This window comes from Mesorhizobium sp. AR02 (genome assembly GCF_024746835.1).
In the GTDB taxonomy this organism is placed as follows: domain Bacteria; phylum Pseudomonadota; class Alphaproteobacteria; order Rhizobiales; family Rhizobiaceae; genus Mesorhizobium.
Genome location: NZ_CP080531.1, coordinates 2,169,081 through 2,188,333 on the forward strand (window position 1 = coordinate 2,169,081; position 19,253 = coordinate 2,188,333).

Consider the following 19,253-nt stretch of genomic DNA (forward strand, 5'->3'; position numbering starts at 1 on the left):
GCCATGCATCTAGCCATTTCGCTCAACATCGCTGCCGCCAAAGGACAGGCAGTCCTGGACTTCGGCCAGGTCAGCAGCTTCGTGCGCAAGGCGGAAGCGGCGGGCGTGGACATGGTCATCATTTCCGACTCCGCCGATAAGCCATCGAGCAGCCCGTTTGAAGCGACAACGCTGCTGGCGGCGCTGGCGACCGTCACCGACAGGATTGGGCTCGTGGCCAGCGCCTCGACGCTCGCGCATCAGCCCTACAATCTGGCACGCCGTTTTGCTTCGCTCGATATTATCAGCCACGGCCGCATCGGCTGGAACGCGACGATGAGGCAGAACCCGCGCGAAGCGGCGAATTTCAGCCGGCCCGAAGGCTTCTCGGAGGACGACTTTCGCCGCCGCGCCAAGGAGTTCATCAACATCGTGCGAGGATTGTGGGTCGGCTGGGAGCACGACGCGCTGCTGTTCGACAAGGCAGCGGGCCACTTCCACGATCCGGACAAGATGCACCCGCTGAACCACATCGGCGAATTCTTCTCGGTGCGCGGGCCGCTCAATGTCGCGCGCTCGCCGCAAGACAGGCCGGTGCTAATCATGCCCGGCCCGGCGGAGGCTGATATCGATCTCGCAAGCGGCGCCGCTGACGTTGTCCTTGTCGAGGGACAGCCGTCTGAGGTCTTGAAAGTTGCCGTTGGCAACCTAAAGCGTCGAGCCGCCGCTATAGGCCGCAAACCGGAGACGGTGAAGGTACTGGCAACGATAGGCCTGACATCCGAACCGGGCATCGACAGCCTCCAAGCCTTGTTGGAATCGAGTGGCTGTGACGGCTTCAATTTTGTTTTGCCAGCTGATGTCCCGGGGCTTCAGAGTTTTACCGACCGCGTTTTGCCGGAGCTCCGGCGCCATGGCATCGCCGGCCAGGGTCAGCAAGGCGCAACGCTGCGCGCACATCTTGGGCTTGGCACGGGAGGCGTAAAATGAGCGCGCGCCAGATGAAGTTCGGCGCCTTCCTGTGGGCGACGGGTCACCACATCGCCGCCTGGCGCCATCCCAAGGCGCATGTGACCGCCGGCATCGACATCGACCATTACATCCAGCTGGCGCGCACGGCGGAAGCGGCCAAGTTCGACATGATCTTCTGCGAGGACGCCGCCGGTCTGCGCGAGGCCAATGTCGGCATCGCCAGTCAGACGTCGCGTTCGATCGGCTTCGAGCCGATCAGCCTGCTTTCTGCGTTAGCTGCGCAGACCAGCCGCATCGGTCTCGTCTCCACGGCCTCGACGAGCTACAACGAGCCCTATGGCCTGGCGCGAACCTTCCTGTCACTCGACCATCTGAGCGGCGGCCGGGCCGGCTGGAACCTGGTGACATCGGCCAGTCCGATCGAAGCCGCCAATTTCGGCGCGACGGGCCTCAAGCCCCACGCCGACCGCTACGAGCGAGCGCGCGAATTCGCCGAGGTGGTCACCGGCCTTTGGCACGGCAAGGCTTCCGGTCACGACGGCCAGAGCTTTTCGGTGCGTGACCCGCTCGACCTGCCGCGGTCGCCGCAAGGTGCGCCTGTCATGGTCCAGGCCGGTGCCTCGGATGTCGGCCGCGACCTTGCCGCCCGCACCGCCGACGTGGTCTTCACGGCGGCGCAAACCTTCGAGGAAGCGAAGGCCTTCTACGACGATCTCAAGGGGCGCATGGCCGCCTATGGACGCGAACCCGACGACATCAAGATCATGCCCGGCGTCTCACCCGTGGTGGCGGAAACCGAGGCCGAAGCCCGGGAGAAGCATGAGGAGTTGCAGGCGCTGATCCCCGACGATGTCGGCGTAGCGCTGCTCTCCAGCTATCTCAGCATCTCCGATCTGTGGCGATATCCGATCGATGGGCCGCTGCCCGAACTGCCGGAGAGCGAAGGGATGAAAAGCCGGCAGGCGCTGGTCGTCGAGCAATCGCGCCGCGACGGCCTTTCCATTCGCCAGCTTGCCCGCCATTTCGCCGGGGCGCGCGGCCATTGGCGCATCGTCGGGACGGCGGCGCAGGTCGCCGACGAGTTGCAGGCGCGGTTCGAAGGGGGTGCTGCCGACGGCTTCAATGTCATGCCGTCCTATTTCCCCGGCGAACTCGATGCCTTTGCGACGCTGGTCGTGCCGGAACTGCAGCGGCGCGGCCTGTTCCGCAGGGATTATGAAGGCTGCACGCTGCGCGACCATCTGGGCCTGAGACAGCCGGCCTGAGGTCGGCAGCTTCTATGCTTCGTCCATCATTCGGGCTGTGCCTGAGACCCTGATGAGCTGCCTATCTCGGGCGCAATATCGGCGTGCAGGCGCGAACGCATGCCCATGTCCTCGCCTTGCACGACATCGATCGCGCCGCCATGCGGCCAGCCAATGTCCCGCAAATAGCCGGCAAAGGCAGCCGTCGAAGCTCCCGTCGCCGGATCCTCGTAGACGCCGCCTGAAGCAAAGGGGTTACGCGTGTGGAAAAGCCGCGGCGTTTCGGCATAGGCCAGCAGGATCGTCACCAGCCCATCGCGACGCATCAGGGCTTGCCCGGCTTTCAGCTCGTAGCGCATGGCGGCCAGTGCCTCGCGCGACTTCAGAGCGAGCACGAGGTGGTCGGCGCCGCCATGGATCAGCGCCGCCGGAATGGCCGGATCGAGATCGCTTGGCGAATAGCCGAACAATGCCAGCGCCTCGGCGATCAGTTCCGGCGGCGCCGGCTTGCTGCGTGTCGGCGGCGACTGCAAGGCGGCGGCGATGGTGGCGTGACCGCAGAAGGGAACCTCGGTTTCCGGGGAGAAATAGCGCACTCGCCAGTTGTCCCCATCCGGCGCGGCAAAGGCGGTTTCCGAGAACCCGACCTCCGCCGCCAGACGCTGCATCTCGACCGCATCGGGCAAGATATCGCCGATCAACACCCCGGCAGGATTGCCACCGGTGTTGCCATCCGAAAAAGCCGCGATTTTCAGAACGTCCATGTATCCTCACCTCATGCCGCAATGCCGGGTGGATACCGCAAATGCATCTTTCCTGCGATTGAAAAACGGACAGGCCGACCGGCAGTCTTGGCTAACCGGCCATCACCTTGTCCTGCTGGACCTGATGGGCGGCATTTGACGCTGCGGTGTGAACCACCAGCGCCGTCATGATCTCGGCTGCCGCAAGTGCGGCAATCACCGGCGGGCGCTTGTCCTTGACCGCGTCGCCGCCGATCGGCGAGACGAGACGGGCAAACTCCGCTTCTGTCCCTTCAGCGGATTTCAGGAACCAGTTCCTGAAGGTCGCTTTCTTGGTTTTCGAGCCGATCATACCGACATAGGCTGCGTCGTCGCGCTTCAGCGCTTCGGCGACGACCAGGAAATCCAGCGCATGGTCATGGGTGAGGATGGCGAAGGCGGTGCCGGCGGGAGCGTTGCGCACCTCGGCCTCGGGCATCGGCGTCAGCCGCGTCTCGACGGTTTCCGGCATGCCTTCCAGCGCCTCGGCGCGGGTCTCGATGACGACTGCATGAACGGGAAGCAGCGCAATCGTTGACGCTAGCGCCTGTCCGACATGGCCGCCGCCGAAGATGTAGACATGCGGCAGATGCGCTTCCTCGGCCTCCGCGGCCGCAACCAGTTCGGCAGCGAGCGCGGCATCGACAAGCCGGATCAAGACTTCGACACGCCCGCCACAGCATTGGCCGATCTCCGGCCCGAGCGGGACGTCGAGTGTGGCGCAGACTTCATCGACCTCGATGCGGGCTTCTTTACCCTCCCCCTTGTGGGGAGGGTCGGACGACGCAGTCGTCCGGGGTGGGGCGCCTTCGAACGCCGCACCCCCACCCCGGCCGGCTTTGCCGGCCGACCCTCCCCACAAGGTGGAGGGTGAAGACGCTACCATCTGCCGGGCTTTGTCGATGGCCATGTATTCGAGCTGGCCGCCGCCGATCGTACCGAAAATCGCCCCCCGTGAGACGAGCATGAAGGCGCCCTTCTCGCGCGGCGTCGAGCCTTTGGTGCCCGCCACCTCGACCAGCGCAAGCCGGGGGGTGCTGGCAAGAAAGGCTTTCAGGCTTTGCACTTTCGAGTTCATCTTTTGCGTTCCCGAGTGGGAAATATAGCGTTTTCAGGCGCGATTTGCACGTTTAGGCTCGATCAGCCCAGTTTTGCGGCTTCCCGCTTCAACCTCTCGATCGCCATCAGCACGCGTTCCGGCGTTGCCGGCGCATCGAGGCGCGGGCAGATCTTGTGGTCGGCGACGCTGGCCACTGCATCCGACAGCGCGTGCAGCACCGACATGCCGTGCGGCAGCGGCGGCTCGCCGACTGCCTTGGAGCGATGGATGGTCGGCTCATAGGCCTGCGACCAGTCGGTCAGCGCCACGTTGAAAATCTTCGGGCGGTCGGACGCGAGCGGGATCTTGTAGGTCGACGGCGCGTGCGTGCGCAGCCGGCCCTTGTCGTCCCACCACAGTTCCTCCGTCGTCAGCCAGCCCATGCCCTGGATGAAGCCACCCTCGACCTGGCCGATGTCGATCGCCGTGTTCAGCGAACGGCCACAATCGTGCAGGATGTCGGCGCGCTCGACGACATATTCGCCGGTCAGCGTGTCGACCGACACTTCCGAACAGGCCGCGCCATAGGCGTAATAGTAGAAGGCATGGCCCTGACCCTTGCTGCGATCCCAATGGATTTTCGGCGTCTTGTAGAAGCCGGCAGCGGAAAGCTGGACGCGCGCGATGTAGGCCTGCTTGACCAGGTCGTTGAAGCTGACCTCCTGGTTGCCGACGCGGACGCGATTGGGCAGGAACACCACCTGGTCGACCGGCACTTGATACTTTTCGGCGGCGAAATCGGTTAGCCGCTTGCGGATCTGGCGGGCGGCGTTCTGCGCCGCCATGCCGTTGAGGTCAGCGCCGGAGGATGCCGCCGTCGGTGCCGTGTTCGGCACCTTGGCGGTGGTGGTGGCGGTGATTTTCACCCGCTCGAGATCGATCTGGAATTCCTCCGCCACAACCTGTGCCACCTTGAGGTGCAGGCCCTGCCCCATTTCGGTGCCGCCATGGTTCATGTGCACCGAGCCGTCGGCATAGACATGCACCAGCGCACCGGCCTGGTTGGACTCGGTCTTGGTGAAGGAGATGCCGAACTTGACCGGGGTCAGCGCCAAGCCGCGCTTGATGAAACGGCTGTTGGCGTTGAAGGCCTGTATCTCCCGCCGACGCCGCGCATAGTTGGCGCTTTCCTCAAGCTCGGCGACGATGCGCTGGATGATGTTGTCTTCGACCTTCTGGTGATAGGGCGTGACGCAGCGCGCGCCGATCGCCTCCATCGGGTCATAAAAATTCCGCTTGCGGATATCGAGCGGATCCTTGCCGACTGCGAACGCGACCTCGTCGATGACGCGCTCGGCGCCGATCATGCCTTGTGGGCCGCCGAAGCCGCGGAAGGCCGTGTTGGATACGGTGTTGGTGTAAAGCGGTGCCGACTTGGCGTGGACGTTCGGATAGAAATAGGCGTTGTCGCAATGGAACAGCGCGCGGTCGCCGACCGGACCGGACAGGTCGGCCGAAAAGCCGGCATTGAGTGCGAACATGAAGTCGACGCCGAGGATATTGCCCTCATTGTCGAAGCCGACCTCATAGTCGATGGCGAAATCGTGCCGCTTGCCGGTGGCGGTCATATCCTCGTCGCGGTCGAGCCTGACCTTCACGGCCCGTTTGTGCTTCTTGGCCGCGATCGCGGCGATTGCCGCGCACTGGTTGGCCTGAGTTTCCTTGCCGCCGAAGCCGCCGCCCATGCGCCGAACTTCGACCGTCACCGCATGGCTCGGCACGCCGAGCACATGGGAAACGAGATGCTGGGTCTCGCTCGGCCCCTGGGTTGAGCAATAGACCGTAACTTCGTCGTCTTCGCCCGGCAGGGCCAACGACACCTGGCCCTCGAGGTAGAAGTGGTCCTGTCCGCCAAGCTTCATGCGCCCTTTCACCCGACGGGGCGCGGCAGCGATCGCAGCAGCCGCATCGCCGCGCCGCAATGTCAACGGGGTGGTGACCAGCCTGTCCTTGATCGGATCCAGCGGCCAGATGCCGAGGATGGCGGGAAGCTCATCATATTCGATCTTGGCCAGGCGCGCCGCGCGCCGCGCTGCATCCCGTGTTTCAGCGATGACCGCGAAGATCGGCTGGCCAAAGAACTGCACCGTGCCTTCCGCGAGCACCGGATCGTCATGCATGTTGCTGGGGGAGACGTCGTTTTCGCCGGGCACATCGGCATAGGTCAGCACATCGACGACGCCGGAGGCTGTCCGCACGGCCGAGAGGTCGACACTCTTCAGGGTGCCATGCGCCACCTTCGACAGACCGAGCCCGACATGCAGCGTGCCGGCCGGTTCCGGCATGTCGTCGATATAGACGGCGGTGCCGCTGACATGCTTGTGGGCCGAGTCATGGCGCTGATCGGTGGCGACGCCGCCGGCGATCTTCTCGGCCTTGAGATTTGATGTGGCGTGCTTGTTCATCATGCCGCCTCGTTGCGTGACACCTGGAATGGTGCCTTTGTGCCCGTGGTTTCGACAAAGAAGCGCAGCAATAGGTTTTTCGCCGCCAGAGCCCGGTATTCGGCTGACGCCCGCATGTCGGTGAGCGGTGTGAAATCCCTGGCGTATTCGGCCATCGCCGTCTCAACCGTCTCTTCGCTCCACGGCTTGCCGAGCAGTGCCTTCTCGACAGCAGACGCCCGCTTCGGCGTCGCAGCCATGCCGCCATAGGCAATGCGCACATCCGCGACCGTGCCGTCCTTGGCCAACGTCAGGAAGAAGGCGCCGAGTGCTGCGGTGATGTCCTCGTCGCGGCGCTTCGTAATCTTGTAGACGGCAAATTTTTCTCCCTTGGCCGGCACGGGCACGTGCACCGCCTCGACGAACTCGCCCGGCTGCCGGTCCTGCTTGCCATAGGCAATGAAGAAGGTTTCCAGCGGGATCGTCCGCCGCTTCTTGCCCTTGCGCAGCGTCAGGCGCGCGCCGAGCGCGATCAAGGGCGGCGGCGTGTCGCCGATCGGCGAGCCGTTGGCGATGTTGCCGCCGATGGTGCCCATGTTGCGCACCTGTTCGCCGCCGATACGGTCGAACAGCGGGCCAAGCGCCGGGATGCGTTTAGCAAGCGTCGAGAAGGCTTCGGTGTAGGTGACGCCGGCGCCGATTGATATCACGCCCTTGTCTTCGGAGATGGTGCACAGCCCGTCGAGATTGCCGATGAAGACCACCGGCGAGATGTCTCGCATGTGCTTGGTCACCCACAGGCCGACATCGGTCGAACCGGCGACGATGGTGGCGCCGGGTTCCTTGTCGAGCACGGCGGCGAAATCATCGACATTGGCCGGTACGATGAGCCGTGCCTTGCCGACCCCGATCTCGACCCGCGCGCCGTCGTGCATGGCTTCGAGCCTTGCCGTGATTGCCTTGCGCTCCACCGCCAGAGGATCCTTGGCCGCCTTGCCGTAGCTGGAGATGGCGTGCGCGGCACGCATGATCGCCTCATAGCCGGTGCAGCGGCAGAGATTGCCTTGCAAAGTCTTTTCGATCGCCGCGTTCGACGGATCGGGCGATTTCATCCACAGGCCGTAGAGCGACATGACGAAGCCCGGCGTGCAGAAACCGCATTGCGAACCGTGGAAATCGACCATCGCCTGCTGGACGGGATGCAACTGGCCAGGCTCGCCGCGCAGATGCTCGACCGTCACGACATGGGTGCCGTCGAGCGAGCCGAGGAAGCGGATGCAGGCATTGACGCTTTCATAGACCAGCCCACCAGCCGAGAGTTTGCCGACCAGCACCGTGCAGGCGCCGCAATCGCCCTCGGCACAGCCTTCCTTGGTGCCGCGCAGCGAACGGTCGAGCCGAAGCCAGTCGAGCAAGGTCGCGTCGGGTGTCACCGACGACAGCACGACATCCCTGCCATTCAGGATGAAGCGGATCTCGTTTCGGATGGAAATCTTGGCCATGCCTCAACTCCCCCTGTAGGTCGAATAGCCGTAGGGCGAGATCAGCAATGGTACATGATAGTGCACCGCTTCCGCCATGCCGAAGCGGATCGGCACGCTGTCGAGGAAGGCCGGCTCGGGCAGCTTTGTGCCCTGGCCGCGCAGATAATCGCCGGCCGAGAACACCAGCTCGTATTCGCCGGTGCGAAATTCCGCTCCGGCGAGCAGTGGTGCGTCGCAGCGGCCGTCGGCATTGGTGACAACGGTCTTCAGATGTGTCCGGGCGTCGCCCTCAAGGTGATAAAGCGCGATCGACAATCCAGCCGCCGGCTTGCCGGTCGCCGTGTCCAGCACGTGGGTCGTCAGGCGCCCGCCATCGGCTTTCGACGTTTCTGCCATTGGCCGCCTCCCATCCTGGTACAATCGAACAATAGTGATGAATTGTGCGCCAATTAAAGGCGATGCATAAGTCCCGGTCGAGCGTAGTGCGACAAAAACACTTTCAAAAATTTTCGGGGGAATGCGCGAGCAGCCCTTTCGATATCCTGATCATAGTTCGGGCGATGCCCGGCCGGAGGGACAATGCGTTACATCAGAGACATGCGCGGCTACGGAGCCAACCCGCCGGATCCGAAATGGCCTGGCGGTGCGCATGTCGCCGTACAGTTCGTCGTCAACTATGAAGAGGGCGGCGAGAATTGCGTGCTGCACGGCGACAAGGCTTCGGAAGCCTTCCTGTCAGAGATCGTCGGCGCGGCACCCTGGGTCGGCCAGCGCCACTGGAACATGGAATCGATCTACGAATATGGCGCGCGGGCCGGCTTCTGGCGGTTGCTGCGCCTGTTCACCGAGGCCGAGGTGCCGATCACCTGCTACGGCGTCGCCTCAGCACTTGCGCGTTCGCCCGACCAGGTCACGGCCATGCAGGACGCCGGTTGGGAAATCGCCTCGCACGGGCTAAGATGGATCGATTACCGCGACCATGCGCCGGAAGATGAACGCCGTGACCTCGAAGCGGCGATCAAGCTGCATTACGAGGTGACCGGCCAGCGCCCGACCGGCTGGTATACGGGCCGCACGTCGGTCAACACGGTGCGGCTGGTGGCAGAAGAAGGCGGCTTCGACTACGTCTCCGACACCTATGACGACGAACTGCCCTACTGGTTCGAGCACAGTGGCGGCACGCAGCTCGTCATCCCCTATACGCTCGACGCCAACGACATGCGCTTCGCCACGCCGCAGGGCTTCAATTCGGGCGACCAGTTCTTCGCCTATCTCAAGGACAGTTTCGACACGCTCTATGCCGAGGGCAAGGCAGGGCGGCCGCGCATGATGAATATCGGCCTGCATTGCCGCCTCGTCGGGCGGCCGGGCCGGGTGGCGGCATTGAAGCGCTTCGTCGACTATGTCAGATCGCACGACAAGGTCTGGCTGGCGCGGCGCATCGACATCGCCAGGCACTGGCAGGAGAACCATCCCTACAAGCCGGCGGCGCTGCGCCCGACGAAAATGGAATTCGAGACCTTCGTTCACACTTTCGGCGGCGTGTTCGAACATTCGCCCTGGATCGCCGAGCGGGCCTACGAGCTGGAACTCGGTCCGGCGCATGACACGGCAGGTGGCCTGCACAATGCGCTTTGCCGCATCTTCCGTGCCGCCAGCGAGACCGAGCGGCTGGGCGTGCTCAACGCCCATCCCGACCTTGCCGGCAAGCTGGCCAAGGCCAGGCGGCTGACGGCGGAATCGACCCGGGAACAGGCCTCTGCCGGCCTCGACGCGCTGACCGACAAGGAACGTGAACTGTTCTCCAAGCTCAACGCGGCCTACGTCACCACCTTCGGCTTCCCCTTTATCATCGCGGTAAAGGGCAAGACCAAGGAGGAAATCCTTGCCGAATTCGAGGCGCGCATCGGCAACAGCCGCGGCGTCGAATTCGAGACCGCCTGCAAACAGGTCGAGCGCATCGCGCTGCTCCGCCTCAAAGACATGCTACCGCAATAGGTTTGAACCCATGGATACGATCAGGATGCCCGAGCGAACCTATTATGCGCCACATGGCGGCCATCCCGGCCAGACCGAGCTTTTGACCGGCCGTGCCGTCTTCACCGAGGCCTATGCGGTCATCCCCAGGGGCGTGATGCAGGACATCGTCACCAGCGCCTTGCCGTTCTGGGACAAGACCCGCGTCTGGATCCTGTCGCGCCCGCTGTCCGGCTTCGCCGAGACATTCTCGCAATATATCGTCGAGGTCGAGCCCGGCGGCGGCAGCGAACGGCCGGAACCCGATGCCGGCGCCGAGGGCGCCCTGTTCGTGGTCGAAGGCGAACTGACGGTTCTGCTGGGCAGCAAGAAGCACGTCTTGAGACCAGGCGGCTTTGCCTTCCTGCCCCCGGCCAGTGGCTGGATCGTTCGCAACGAGGCAAAGGCTGCTGTTCGTTTTCACTGGATTCGCAAGGCCTACGAGGCGGTCGACGGTCTCGACACGCCGGAAGCCTTCTTCACCAACGAGCAGGATATCGCGCCGTCGCCGATGCCGGGCACCGAGGGTCGCTGGGCAACGACACGCTTCGTTGATCCCTCTGATTTGCGCCACGACATGCACATGACCATCGTCACGCTCGAGCCCGGAGCCGTCATCCCCTTCGCCGAGACGCATGTCATGGAACACGGGCTCTACGTGCTCGAAGGCAAGGCGGTCTATCGTCTCAACCAGGACTGGGTCGAGGTCGAGGCGGGCGACTATATGTGGCTGCGCGCCTTCTGCCCGCAGGCCTGCTATGCCGGCGGCCCGGGCAAATTCCGCTATCTTCTCTACAAGGACGTCAACCGGCACGCCAAGCTCGGCGGGGCGGGCATTGGTGGTCGCGCGCGGTGACCCGCATCGTCGCGCGACCGCTGACCCGTGAGGCCTTTGCCCCCTTCGGCGATGTCATCGACATGGGTGGCGACAACCACTACCCGATCAATGGCGGCAAGGCCGAGCGCTACCATGATCTTGCCACCGCTGAAGCAGGAGGGCCGAACGCTCGCGTGCTGATCTCGATGGTGCGCGGCACGCCTTACGAACTGCCGCTGAAATTGACCATGGTCGAGCGTCACCCCTTCGGCAGCCAGGCCTTTATTCCGCTGTCGCCGCGTCCGTTCCTGGTCGTCGTCTGCCATGACGGCAAGGAGGGGCCGGGCGACCCGCACGCCTTCATCACTGCGCCCGGACAAGGCATCAACTATTCCCGCAATCTCTGGCATGGCGTGCTGACGCCGCTCGGCAAGCCTCAGGATTTCCTGATCGTCGACCGTGGCGGTGACGGTTCCAATCTCGAAGAATTCCACTTCTCGCACGCCTACGAGATCCACCTTCCCTGAAGGGTTCCCTTTTCCAATGACCGACATTTCCCTAATCGACCGCCTGCTCGACGTCATCGAGCACGACATCGTGCCGAAGACGGCGGATGGCGTTGCCCACGGCAACAAGCTGTTCGGCGCCGCGATCCTGCGCAAGGACGATCGCTCGCTGGTGCTGGCCGAAACCAACAACGAGATCGAGAACCCGCTCTGGCATGGCGAGGTGCACTGCCTGAAGCGTTTCTACGAAATGCCCAGGGCCGAGCGTGTCGACACCAAGGACGCGCTTTTCATCGCCACGCACGAACCCTGCTCGCTCTGCCTGTCGGCGATCACCTGGACCGGCTTCGACAATTTCTACTATCTGTTCAGCCATGAGGATTCGCGCGACAGTTTTGCCATCCCGCACGATCTGAAAATCCTGAAAGAGGTCTTCACCCTCGACCCCGGCGGTTACAATGCCGAGAATGCCTATTGGAAGAGTTTTTCCATACGCAGGCTGGTGCGGGCGCTGCCCGAGGCCGACCGCCAGCGGCTGGAAACGCGTATCGGCAGGATTTCGGCCCGTTACGACGAGCTATCCGGCGCCTATCAGGCAAGCAAGGCCGAGAACGATATTCCGCTGAACTGATGGCGTGAAGCAGGTAGCGGCACAGGTCGCATAATTCGCTGCGCCAGTCGCGAATGGCGATTGAAACTTGCCGCTCCGCGGGGCGTTATGCCTGCCATGAAAACCATCACCAAATTTCCCCGCAAGGTCGTCGAATTTCCCGATATGGGCATCGTCATGCCGGATGGCTGCCGGCTGTCGGCGCGAGTGTGGATGCCGGAAGATGCCGGCGACGATCCGGTGCCTGTCATCCTCGAGCACCTGCCCTACCGCAAGCGCGACGGCACCATCTTTCGCGACCAGCTGACACATCCCTATTTCGCCGGCCACGGCTACGCCTCGATCCGCGTCGACATGCGTGGCAATGGCGATTCCGAAGGGCTGATGGACGACGAATATTCAGAGCAGGAACTGCAGGACGCCTGCGATGTCATCGCCTGGGCAGCTAGCCAACCCTGGTGCAACGGCAATGTCGGCATGATGGGCATCTCCTGGGGCGGCTTCAACTGCCTGCAGGTGGCGGCCAAGCAGCCTCCGGCGCTGAAGGCGGTGATCAGCCTGTGCTCGACCGTCGACCGCTATGCCGACGACATCCACTACAAGGGCGGCTGCCTGCTGATCGAGAATTTCGGCTGGGCCTCGACGATGCTGTCCTATTCGTCGCGGCCGCCGGATCCGCTGATCGCGGGCGACAACCGCTGGCGCGATCTGTGGCTGACGCGGCTGGAGAACCAGTCGTTCCTTTTGCCGCTCTGGCTCAGCCATCAGCATCGCGACGCCTATTGGAAGCGCGGCTCGATCTGCGAGGATTTTTCGGCTGTCAAAGCCGCCGTTTTGTCGATCGGCGGCTGGCATGACGGCTACCGCAACACGATCTCCAATCTCGTCACCAACATCGAGGCGCCGGTGAAGGGCATCGTCGGCCCGTGGATCCACAAATACCCACATTATGCCGGACCCCAGCCGGCCATCGGCTTCCTGCAGGAAGCCTTGCGCTGGTGGGACCGCTGGCTGAAGGGCGCCGAGACCGGCGTCGAGGACGATCCCGCCTACCGCGCCTATGTGATGGACAGTGTGCGCCCGGCCCGCTGGCATCCGGAGCGGCCTGGCCGCTGGGTGGCGGAGCAACAATGGCCGTCGCCCGGCATCAAGACGCAGACGATCGATCTGCTCCCCAAGGGGAGCAAACCAGCCATCGTCGCCTCGCCGCAGACCTGCGGCCTTGCCGGTGGCGAGTATTTCCCATTCACCTTCGGCCCCGAACTGCCGGGCGATCAGCGCACCGACGATGCATTGTCGGTGTGTTTCGACCAGCCGGAACTCGCCGAGGCGATCGACATTGTCGGCGCGCCGGAAGTTCAGGTCACGCTCTCTTCCGACCGCCCACAGGCCAACATCGCGGTGCGGCTCTGCGACGTGCATCCCGACGGCGCTTCGGACCTGATCTCCTATGGCGTGCTCAACCTGACGCACCGCAATTCGCATGAATTCCCGCAAGCCCTGGCGCCGGGCGAAACCGTGTCGGCGCGCGTCGTGCTCGATCAATGCGCCTACCGCGTCCCGGCCGGCCACCGCCTGCGCATCGCCGTGTCGAACGCCTATTGGCCTGCCATCTGGCCCTCGCCGGAGCCGGTCCAACTCGCCTTGTCGGCTGCCACGTTGTCCTTGCCGCTGCGGCCGCTGGCGACAGGCAACGAAGCGACGTTCGCCGAGCCGGAAGGCGCCACGCCGTGGGCCACCGAGACGGTTCGGCCCGCCAATTCCGAACGCCATGTCGATCGCGACGAAAAGACGGGAATCGTCACGCTTTCCGTATCCGATGATTTCGGCGAGGTGCGCGATCTCGAGCACGGCCTGGCCAACGGCGGCATCGCCCGCGAGACCTGGACGATCCATCCTGACAATCCATTGTCAGCTTCGGGAAAAACACACTGGACGCAGACACTGTCGCGAAATGGATGGTCGGTGCGCACCGAGACATGGGCCGAGATGCGATCGGACGCGCAAAACTTCATCGTCAGCGCCAGAATCGAGGCCTATGAAGGCGAAAAAATCGTCTTCGAGCGTAATTTCGAGGAAAAGATTCCACGCGCGCTTGTTTGAGCGCTGAAGCTGTTGGTCCAAATGCGACGTACGATTTACGCCACGGCATGTCGCATTCGGTCTTGCTTACGGCATTAGCTTACCCTCATTATTCAGGGAGAATTAACAAGAAAATCGACCGCAGAGTCGAACCAACAGAGTGAGGAACTCAAAAATGTCGAATGAACTCGAATTCCTTAGCCGGCGTGTCGCAGCAGGCAAGCTGAGCCGTCGCGATTTTCTCGGTCGGGCGGCAGCGCTCGGCATCGCCGCGCCCTTCGCCAACTCGCTGCTTTCAAGCGCGGCGCGGGCGGCAGGCCCGGTCAAGGGCGGCACGCTGAAGGCCGGCCTGGTCGGCGGTGAATCCACCAACAGCCTTGATCCGGCGCTGATGATGACGCAAGTGCCCTTCGCCTTCGGCAAGTGCTGGGGCGAAATGATCGTCGAGCTTTCGCCGGACGGCAAGCTCGAGAACCGCATCGCCGAGGAGATCGGCTCCTCGGACGACGCGAAGACCTGGACTCTGAAAATCCGCGACGGGGTCGAATTCCACAACGGCAAGACCGTGACCGCCGAGGACGTGGCCGCCACGCTTGAGCGCCATTCGGACGAGAAGTCGAAATCCGGCGCGCTCGGCTACATGAAAGGCATCGCGACCATCAAGGCCAGCGGCAAGGAAGTGGTGCTGACGCTGAAGGAGGCCAATGCCGACCTTCCCTACCTGCTCAGCGACTATCACCTGATCGTCCAGCCGAACGGCGGCAAGGACAAGCCCGACGCAGGCATCTCGGCCGGCCCCTATGTGGTCAAGACCAACGAGCCCGGCGTACGCCATGGCGGCGAGCGTTTCGCCAACTACTGGCAGGGCGACAAGATGGGCCATGCCGACCAGATCGAAGTCATCGTCATCAACGATGCCACGGCGCGCACGGCGGCCCTGCAGGGCGGCCAGGTCAACATGATCAACCGCGTCGAGCCGAAGATCGTCGACCTGATCAAGCGCGTACCGGGCGTCACCATCCGCAACCATGCGGGTCCGGGCCACTATGTCTTCATCATGCATTGCAACACGGCACCCTTCGACAACAACGACCTCAGAATGGCGCTGAAGCTCGCGATCGACCGCGAGGAGATGCTGACCAAGGTGCTGCGCGGCTATGGCTCGCTTGGTAACGACTTCCCGATCAACGCGTCCTATCCGCTGTTCACCGAGATCGAGCAGCGCAAGTACGATCCCGACAAGGCCAAGTTCCACTACAAGAAGTCCGGCCATGACGGCACCGTGCTGCTCAGGACCTCCGACGTCGCCTTCCCCGGCGCCGTCGATGCCTCGCAGCTCTTCCAGCAGAGCGCGGCCAAGGCCGGCATCAAGATCGAGCTCAAGCGCGAGCCCGGCGACGGCTACTGGAACGAGGTCTGGAACAAGCAGCCCTTCTGCGCTTCCTATTGGGGCGGACGCTCGACCCAGGACCAGATGTACTCGACCGCCTATCTGTCGACCGCCGACTGGAACGACACGCGTTTCAAGCGCCCGGACTTCGATAAGATGGTGCTGGCAGCGCGCGCCGAACTCGACGAGGCCAAGCGCAAGCAGATGTACCACGACATGGCCGTCATGGTGCGCGACGAAGGCGGCCTGATCCTGCCGATGTTCAACCAGTTCATCGACGCCACCGGCGCCAAGGTCGATGGCTGGGTGGACGATCCGCACCAGGAACTGATGAACGGCTACGCCCTGGCGAAGTGCTGGCTGCAGGCCTGAGTCCGGCTTTGCAGAGATGTCTTCGCCCATCCTGAAACTAATTGCCCAGCGCATTGCGCTGGGCATCCTCCTTCTGTTGGCCATTTCGGTCCTGATCTTCGCCGGCACGCAAATCCTGCCCGGCGACGTCGCGCAAGCCATTCTTGGACAATCGGCGACGCCGGAGTCGCTCGCCAATCTGCGCGAGCAGCTCGGGCTGAACGACCCGGCCTATATCAGGTATTTCCACTGGCTCGGCGGCGTGCTGACCGGCGACCTCGGCACGGCCATGTCGAGCGGGCAGGATATCGCCACCTCGATCAAGGGCCGGTTGTGGAACACGCTGTTCCTCGCCTTCTGGGCGGCGATCGTCGCCGTGCCACTGGCGATCATCCTTGGCCTCATCGCGGTGCGCTACCGCAATGGCTGGGTCGACAAGCTGATCTCCGGACTGGCGCTCGCCTCGACCTCCTTCCCCGAGTTCTTCATCGGCTATGTCCTCGTCTACTTCTTTGCCGTGAAGTGGCAAATCTTCCCCGGCATCTCGACTGTCTATGAGGGCATGCCTTTCGGTGAGCGGATGCAGGCGATCGCGCTGCCGGCGACGGCGCTGACGCTGGTGGTGCTCGCCCACATGATGCGCATGACGCGCGCGGCGATCCTCAATGTCATGCAGTCGGCCTATGTCGAGACGGCTGAACTGAAAGGCCTGTCGGCCTTCAACGTCATCCGCAAGCATGCCTTTCCCAATGCCATCGCACCGATCATCAACGTCGTCATGCTCAACCTCGCCTATCTCATCGTCGGCGTCGTGGTGGTCGAGGTGATCTTCGTCTACCCCGGCATGGGGCAGTATCTGGTCGATCACGTCACCAAGCGCGACGTGCCGGTGGTGCAGGCCGTCGGCCTGATCTTTGCCGCCGTTTACATCAGCCTCAACATCATCGCGGACATAGCGGCGATTGTCGCCAATCCGCGCCTCAGACATCCGAAATAGGGGGCGGGCATGCTCGATATCAAACGCATCCCCATCCCCGCTCTGATCGGCATAATCCTGACGGCACTGTTCGTGCTGGCGGCGATCTTCGCGCCGTGGATCTCTCCGCATGACAATGCCGAGATCGTCGGCGATGTGTGGGAGCCGATGTCGGTGGCGCATTGGCTGGGCACGGACAATCTCGGCCGCGATCTCTTGTCACGCATGATCTACGGCGCCCGCATCACCCTGTTCATCGCCGTGCTGGCCACCGCGCTGTCCTTCTCGCTCGGCGCCATACTGGGTTTCTCGGCCGCCGTGTTTGGCGGCTGGTTCGACACAATCCTGTCGCGCCTGGTCGATCTCCTGATGTCGATCCCGACACTGATCATGGGTCTGGTCGTGCTCTCGGTGTTGCCTTCCAACCTGGTGACGCTGATCCTGGTCATGGGCATTCTCGACTCGACCCGTGTCTACCGCCTGTCGCGCGCGGTTGCGGTCGACATCAACGTCATGGATTACGTCGAGGCGGCAAAGCTGCGCGGCGAAGGCAGCGCCTGGATCATCTTCCGCGAGATCCTGCCCAATGCGCTGTCGCCGCTGGTCTCGGAACTCGGCCTGCGCTTCATCTATGCGGTGCTGTTCCTGTCGACGCTTTCCTTCCTCGGCCTTGGCGTGCAACCGCCGGATGCCGACTGGGGCGGTATGGTCAAGGAAAACAAGGACGGTATCGTCTTCGGCATAGGCGCAGCACTTATCCCGGCGGGAGCGATCGCCATGCTGGCAATTTCGGTCAACCTTGTCGCCGACTGGGTGCTCAACCGCACGACAAGCCTGAAGGGAGGACGCGGGTGATGGCTGATACCAAAGCGAAACCCGGACAACCCAAGCCAGGCGTGCTGCTCGATATCAGGAATCTGCGCATCGAGGCCACGGTCTTCCCGCCCGGCGAGGCGCCAAAGAACATCGTGCTGGTGCACGATGTCTCGCTGACGCTGGAAAAGGGCAAGGTGCTCGGCCTGATCGGCGAATCCGGCGCCGGTAAGTCGACCATCGGCTTGTCGTCGATGGGTTATGGCCGCGGCGGCGTGCGCATCACGGGCGGCGAGGTGATCCTCAACGGCCGAGACATCCTCAAGGGTGGCAAGGAAGGCTTCCGCAAGCTGCGCGGCCGCGAGGTCTGCTACGTCGCGCAGTCGGCGGCGGCGGCCTTCAACCCGGCGCACCGGCTGATGGACCAGGTGGTGGAAGCCACGCTGCTGCACGGCACGGCGACACGCGCGGAAGCCGAGAAGCGCGCCGTCGCGCTGTTCAAGAAGCTCAGCCTGCCCAACCCCGAAACCATCGGCGAACGCTTTCCCCACCAGGTCTCGGGCGGCCAGCTGCAGCGCGTGATGACGGCGATGGCGCTGTGCTCCGAGCCGGACCTGATCGTCTTCGACGAGCCGACGACGGCGCTCGACGTGACGACGCAGATCGATGTGCTGGCGGCGATCAAGGACGCCATCCGCGACACCCATGTGGCGGCGCTCTACATCACGCACGACCTTGCCGTCGTTGCCCAGGTCTCGGACGAGATCATGGTGCTGCGCCATGGCCGGCTGGTCGAATGGGGCGGCACCCGCCAGATCATCAAGGAGCCGCGCCAGGAGTACACCAACGCGCTGGTCTCGGTGCATGAGATCGAACATGCCGAGCAGAAGCCCGGTGTCACGCCGTTCCTGTCGGTGAAAAACGTCACCGCCGCCTATGGCGGCGGCCAGGTCAAGGTGCTGAAGAACGTCTCGGTCGATATCTACCCCGGCCAGACACTGGCCGTGGTCGGCGAATCCGGCTCCGGCAAGTCGACGCTGGCGCGTGCCATCACCGGCCTTTTGCCGCCAGAGCAAGGCACCGTCACCTTCGATGGACGTCCGCTGGCCAACCGGCTTGCCGACCGGCCGAAGGAGGATCTGCGCCAGCTGCAGATGATCTACCAGATGGCCGACGTGGCGATGAACCCGCGCCAGACGGTCGGCACCATCATTGGCCGGCCGCTCGAATTCTATTTCGGCATGCGTGGCAGGGAACGCGACAAGCGCGTTGCCGAGCTGCTCGACGAGATCGAGATGGGCAAGGGTTTTGTCGACCGCTATCCGGCCGAGCTTTCCGGCGGCCAGAAGCAGCGCGTCTGTATCGCCCGGTCGCTCGCCGCCAAGCCGAAGCTGATCATCTGCGACGAGGTGACCTCGGCGCTCGATCCGCTGGTGGCCAACGGCATCCTCAAGCTGCTGCTGCACCTGCAGGAGCATGAAAAGGTCGCCTATCTCTTCATCACCCACGACCTCGCCACGGTGAAGTCGATCGCCGATTCGATCGCGGTGATGTATCGCGGTGAAGTGGTCCGCTACGGCTCGAAGAGCAAGGTTCTGACACCGCCCTTCGACGCCTATACCGACCTTCTCTTGTCATCGGTTCCAGAGATGGAGATCGGCTGGCTGGAAAAGGCGATCAAGGGGCGGCGCATGGCCAGCGCGGGGAACTAGAGCAGTTCACCGTTTCGCGGAAACGGCAAACCGCTC

Annotated in this window: 15 protein-coding genes and 1 pseudogene; 11 read left to right on the forward strand and 5 right to left on the reverse strand. The window is 63.5% G+C overall.

The window, feature by feature from the left end:
- Positions 1 to 3 precede the first annotated feature (3 nt).
- A complete protein-coding gene (locus DBIPINDM_RS14480) occupies positions 4 to 969 on the forward strand; it encodes an LLM class flavin-dependent oxidoreductase (RefSeq protein WP_258587892.1) in 966 nt (321 codons plus the stop codon).
- A complete protein-coding gene (locus DBIPINDM_RS14485) occupies positions 966 to 2,216 on the forward strand; it encodes an LLM class flavin-dependent oxidoreductase (protein ID WP_258587893.1) in 1,251 nt (416 codons plus the stop codon). The genes DBIPINDM_RS14480 and DBIPINDM_RS14485 overlap by 4 nt, the downstream gene beginning before the upstream one ends.
- Positions 2,217 to 2,228: 12 nt before the next feature.
- Here DBIPINDM_RS14485 and DBIPINDM_RS14490 read toward each other — a convergent pair.
- From DBIPINDM_RS14490 to uraH, 5 genes and pseudogenes are all read right to left on the reverse strand, one after another.
- Positions 2,229 to 2,959, reverse strand: a pseudogene (locus DBIPINDM_RS14490) (PhzF family phenazine biosynthesis protein).
- A 91-nt stretch (positions 2,960 to 3,050) separates the two neighbouring features.
- Entirely contained in the window at positions 3,051 to 4,055 is a 1,005-nt protein-coding gene (gene xdhC / locus DBIPINDM_RS14495) for a xanthine dehydrogenase accessory protein XdhC (protein ID WP_258587894.1), read from the reverse strand.
- A 62-nt stretch (positions 4,056 to 4,117) separates the two neighbouring features.
- Complete coding sequence (gene xdhB / locus DBIPINDM_RS14500; protein ID WP_258587895.1) at positions 4,118 to 6,481, reverse strand: xanthine dehydrogenase molybdopterin binding subunit; 2,364 nt, start codon at positions 6,479 to 6,481, stop codon at positions 4,118 to 4,120.
- Positions 6,481 to 7,962, reverse strand: coding sequence for a xanthine dehydrogenase small subunit (gene xdhA, locus DBIPINDM_RS14505; protein WP_258587896.1), 1,482 nt, complete (start codon positions 7,960 to 7,962; stop codon positions 6,481 to 6,483). The genes xdhB and xdhA overlap by 1 nt, the downstream gene beginning before the upstream one ends.
- Positions 7,963 to 7,965: 3 nt before the next feature.
- Entirely contained in the window at positions 7,966 to 8,340 is a 375-nt protein-coding gene (uraH, locus tag DBIPINDM_RS14510; protein ID WP_258587897.1) for a hydroxyisourate hydrolase, read from the reverse strand.
- A gap of 183 nt (positions 8,341 to 8,523) precedes the next feature.
- On the opposite strand from uraH, the gene puuE reads away from it, so the two are divergent.
- From puuE to DBIPINDM_RS14555, 9 genes are all read left to right on the forward strand, one after another.
- On the forward strand, positions 8,524 to 9,942 hold the full coding sequence (puuE, locus tag DBIPINDM_RS14515) for an allantoinase PuuE (RefSeq protein ID WP_258587898.1): 1,419 nt from the start codon (positions 8,524 to 8,526) through the stop codon (positions 9,940 to 9,942).
- 10 nt (positions 9,943 to 9,952) lie between these two features.
- Positions 9,953 to 10,816 (forward strand): bifunctional allantoicase/(S)-ureidoglycine aminohydrolase, encoded by an 864-nt coding sequence (locus tag DBIPINDM_RS14520; RefSeq protein WP_258587899.1) that lies wholly within the window; start codon positions 9,953 to 9,955, stop codon positions 10,814 to 10,816.
- The gene (locus DBIPINDM_RS14525; protein WP_258587900.1) at positions 10,813 to 11,304 is read left to right on the forward strand and encodes an ureidoglycolate lyase; all 492 of its coding nucleotides are present in this window, start codon (positions 10,813 to 10,815) and stop codon (positions 11,302 to 11,304) included. Before DBIPINDM_RS14520 ends, DBIPINDM_RS14525 begins: the two co-directional genes overlap by 4 nt.
- 16 nt (positions 11,305 to 11,320) lie before the next feature.
- The gene (locus DBIPINDM_RS14530) at positions 11,321 to 11,914 is read left to right on the forward strand and encodes a nucleoside deaminase (protein ID WP_258587901.1); all 594 of its coding nucleotides are present in this window, start codon (positions 11,321 to 11,323) and stop codon (positions 11,912 to 11,914) included.
- Between the two features lie 96 nt (positions 11,915 to 12,010).
- Entirely contained in the window at positions 12,011 to 13,996 is a 1,986-nt protein-coding gene (locus DBIPINDM_RS14535) for a CocE/NonD family hydrolase (protein WP_258587902.1), read from the forward strand.
- A gap of 154 nt (positions 13,997 to 14,150) precedes the next feature.
- A complete protein-coding gene (locus tag DBIPINDM_RS14540) occupies positions 14,151 to 15,737 on the forward strand; it encodes an ABC transporter substrate-binding protein (protein WP_019862713.1) in 1,587 nt (528 codons plus the stop codon).
- A 16-nt stretch (positions 15,738 to 15,753) separates the two neighbouring features.
- The gene (locus tag DBIPINDM_RS14545; RefSeq protein ID WP_258587903.1) at positions 15,754 to 16,713 is read left to right on the forward strand and encodes an ABC transporter permease; all 960 of its coding nucleotides are present in this window, start codon (positions 15,754 to 15,756) and stop codon (positions 16,711 to 16,713) included.
- Between the two features lie 9 nt (positions 16,714 to 16,722).
- Complete coding sequence (locus tag DBIPINDM_RS14550; RefSeq protein WP_258587904.1) at positions 16,723 to 17,547, forward strand: ABC transporter permease; 825 nt, start codon at positions 16,723 to 16,725, stop codon at positions 17,545 to 17,547.
- The gene (locus DBIPINDM_RS14555) at positions 17,547 to 19,217 is read left to right on the forward strand and encodes an ABC transporter ATP-binding protein (protein ID WP_258587905.1); all 1,671 of its coding nucleotides are present in this window, start codon (positions 17,547 to 17,549) and stop codon (positions 19,215 to 19,217) included. Before DBIPINDM_RS14550 ends, DBIPINDM_RS14555 begins: the two co-directional genes overlap by 1 nt.
- Positions 19,218 to 19,253 lie beyond the last annotated feature (36 nt).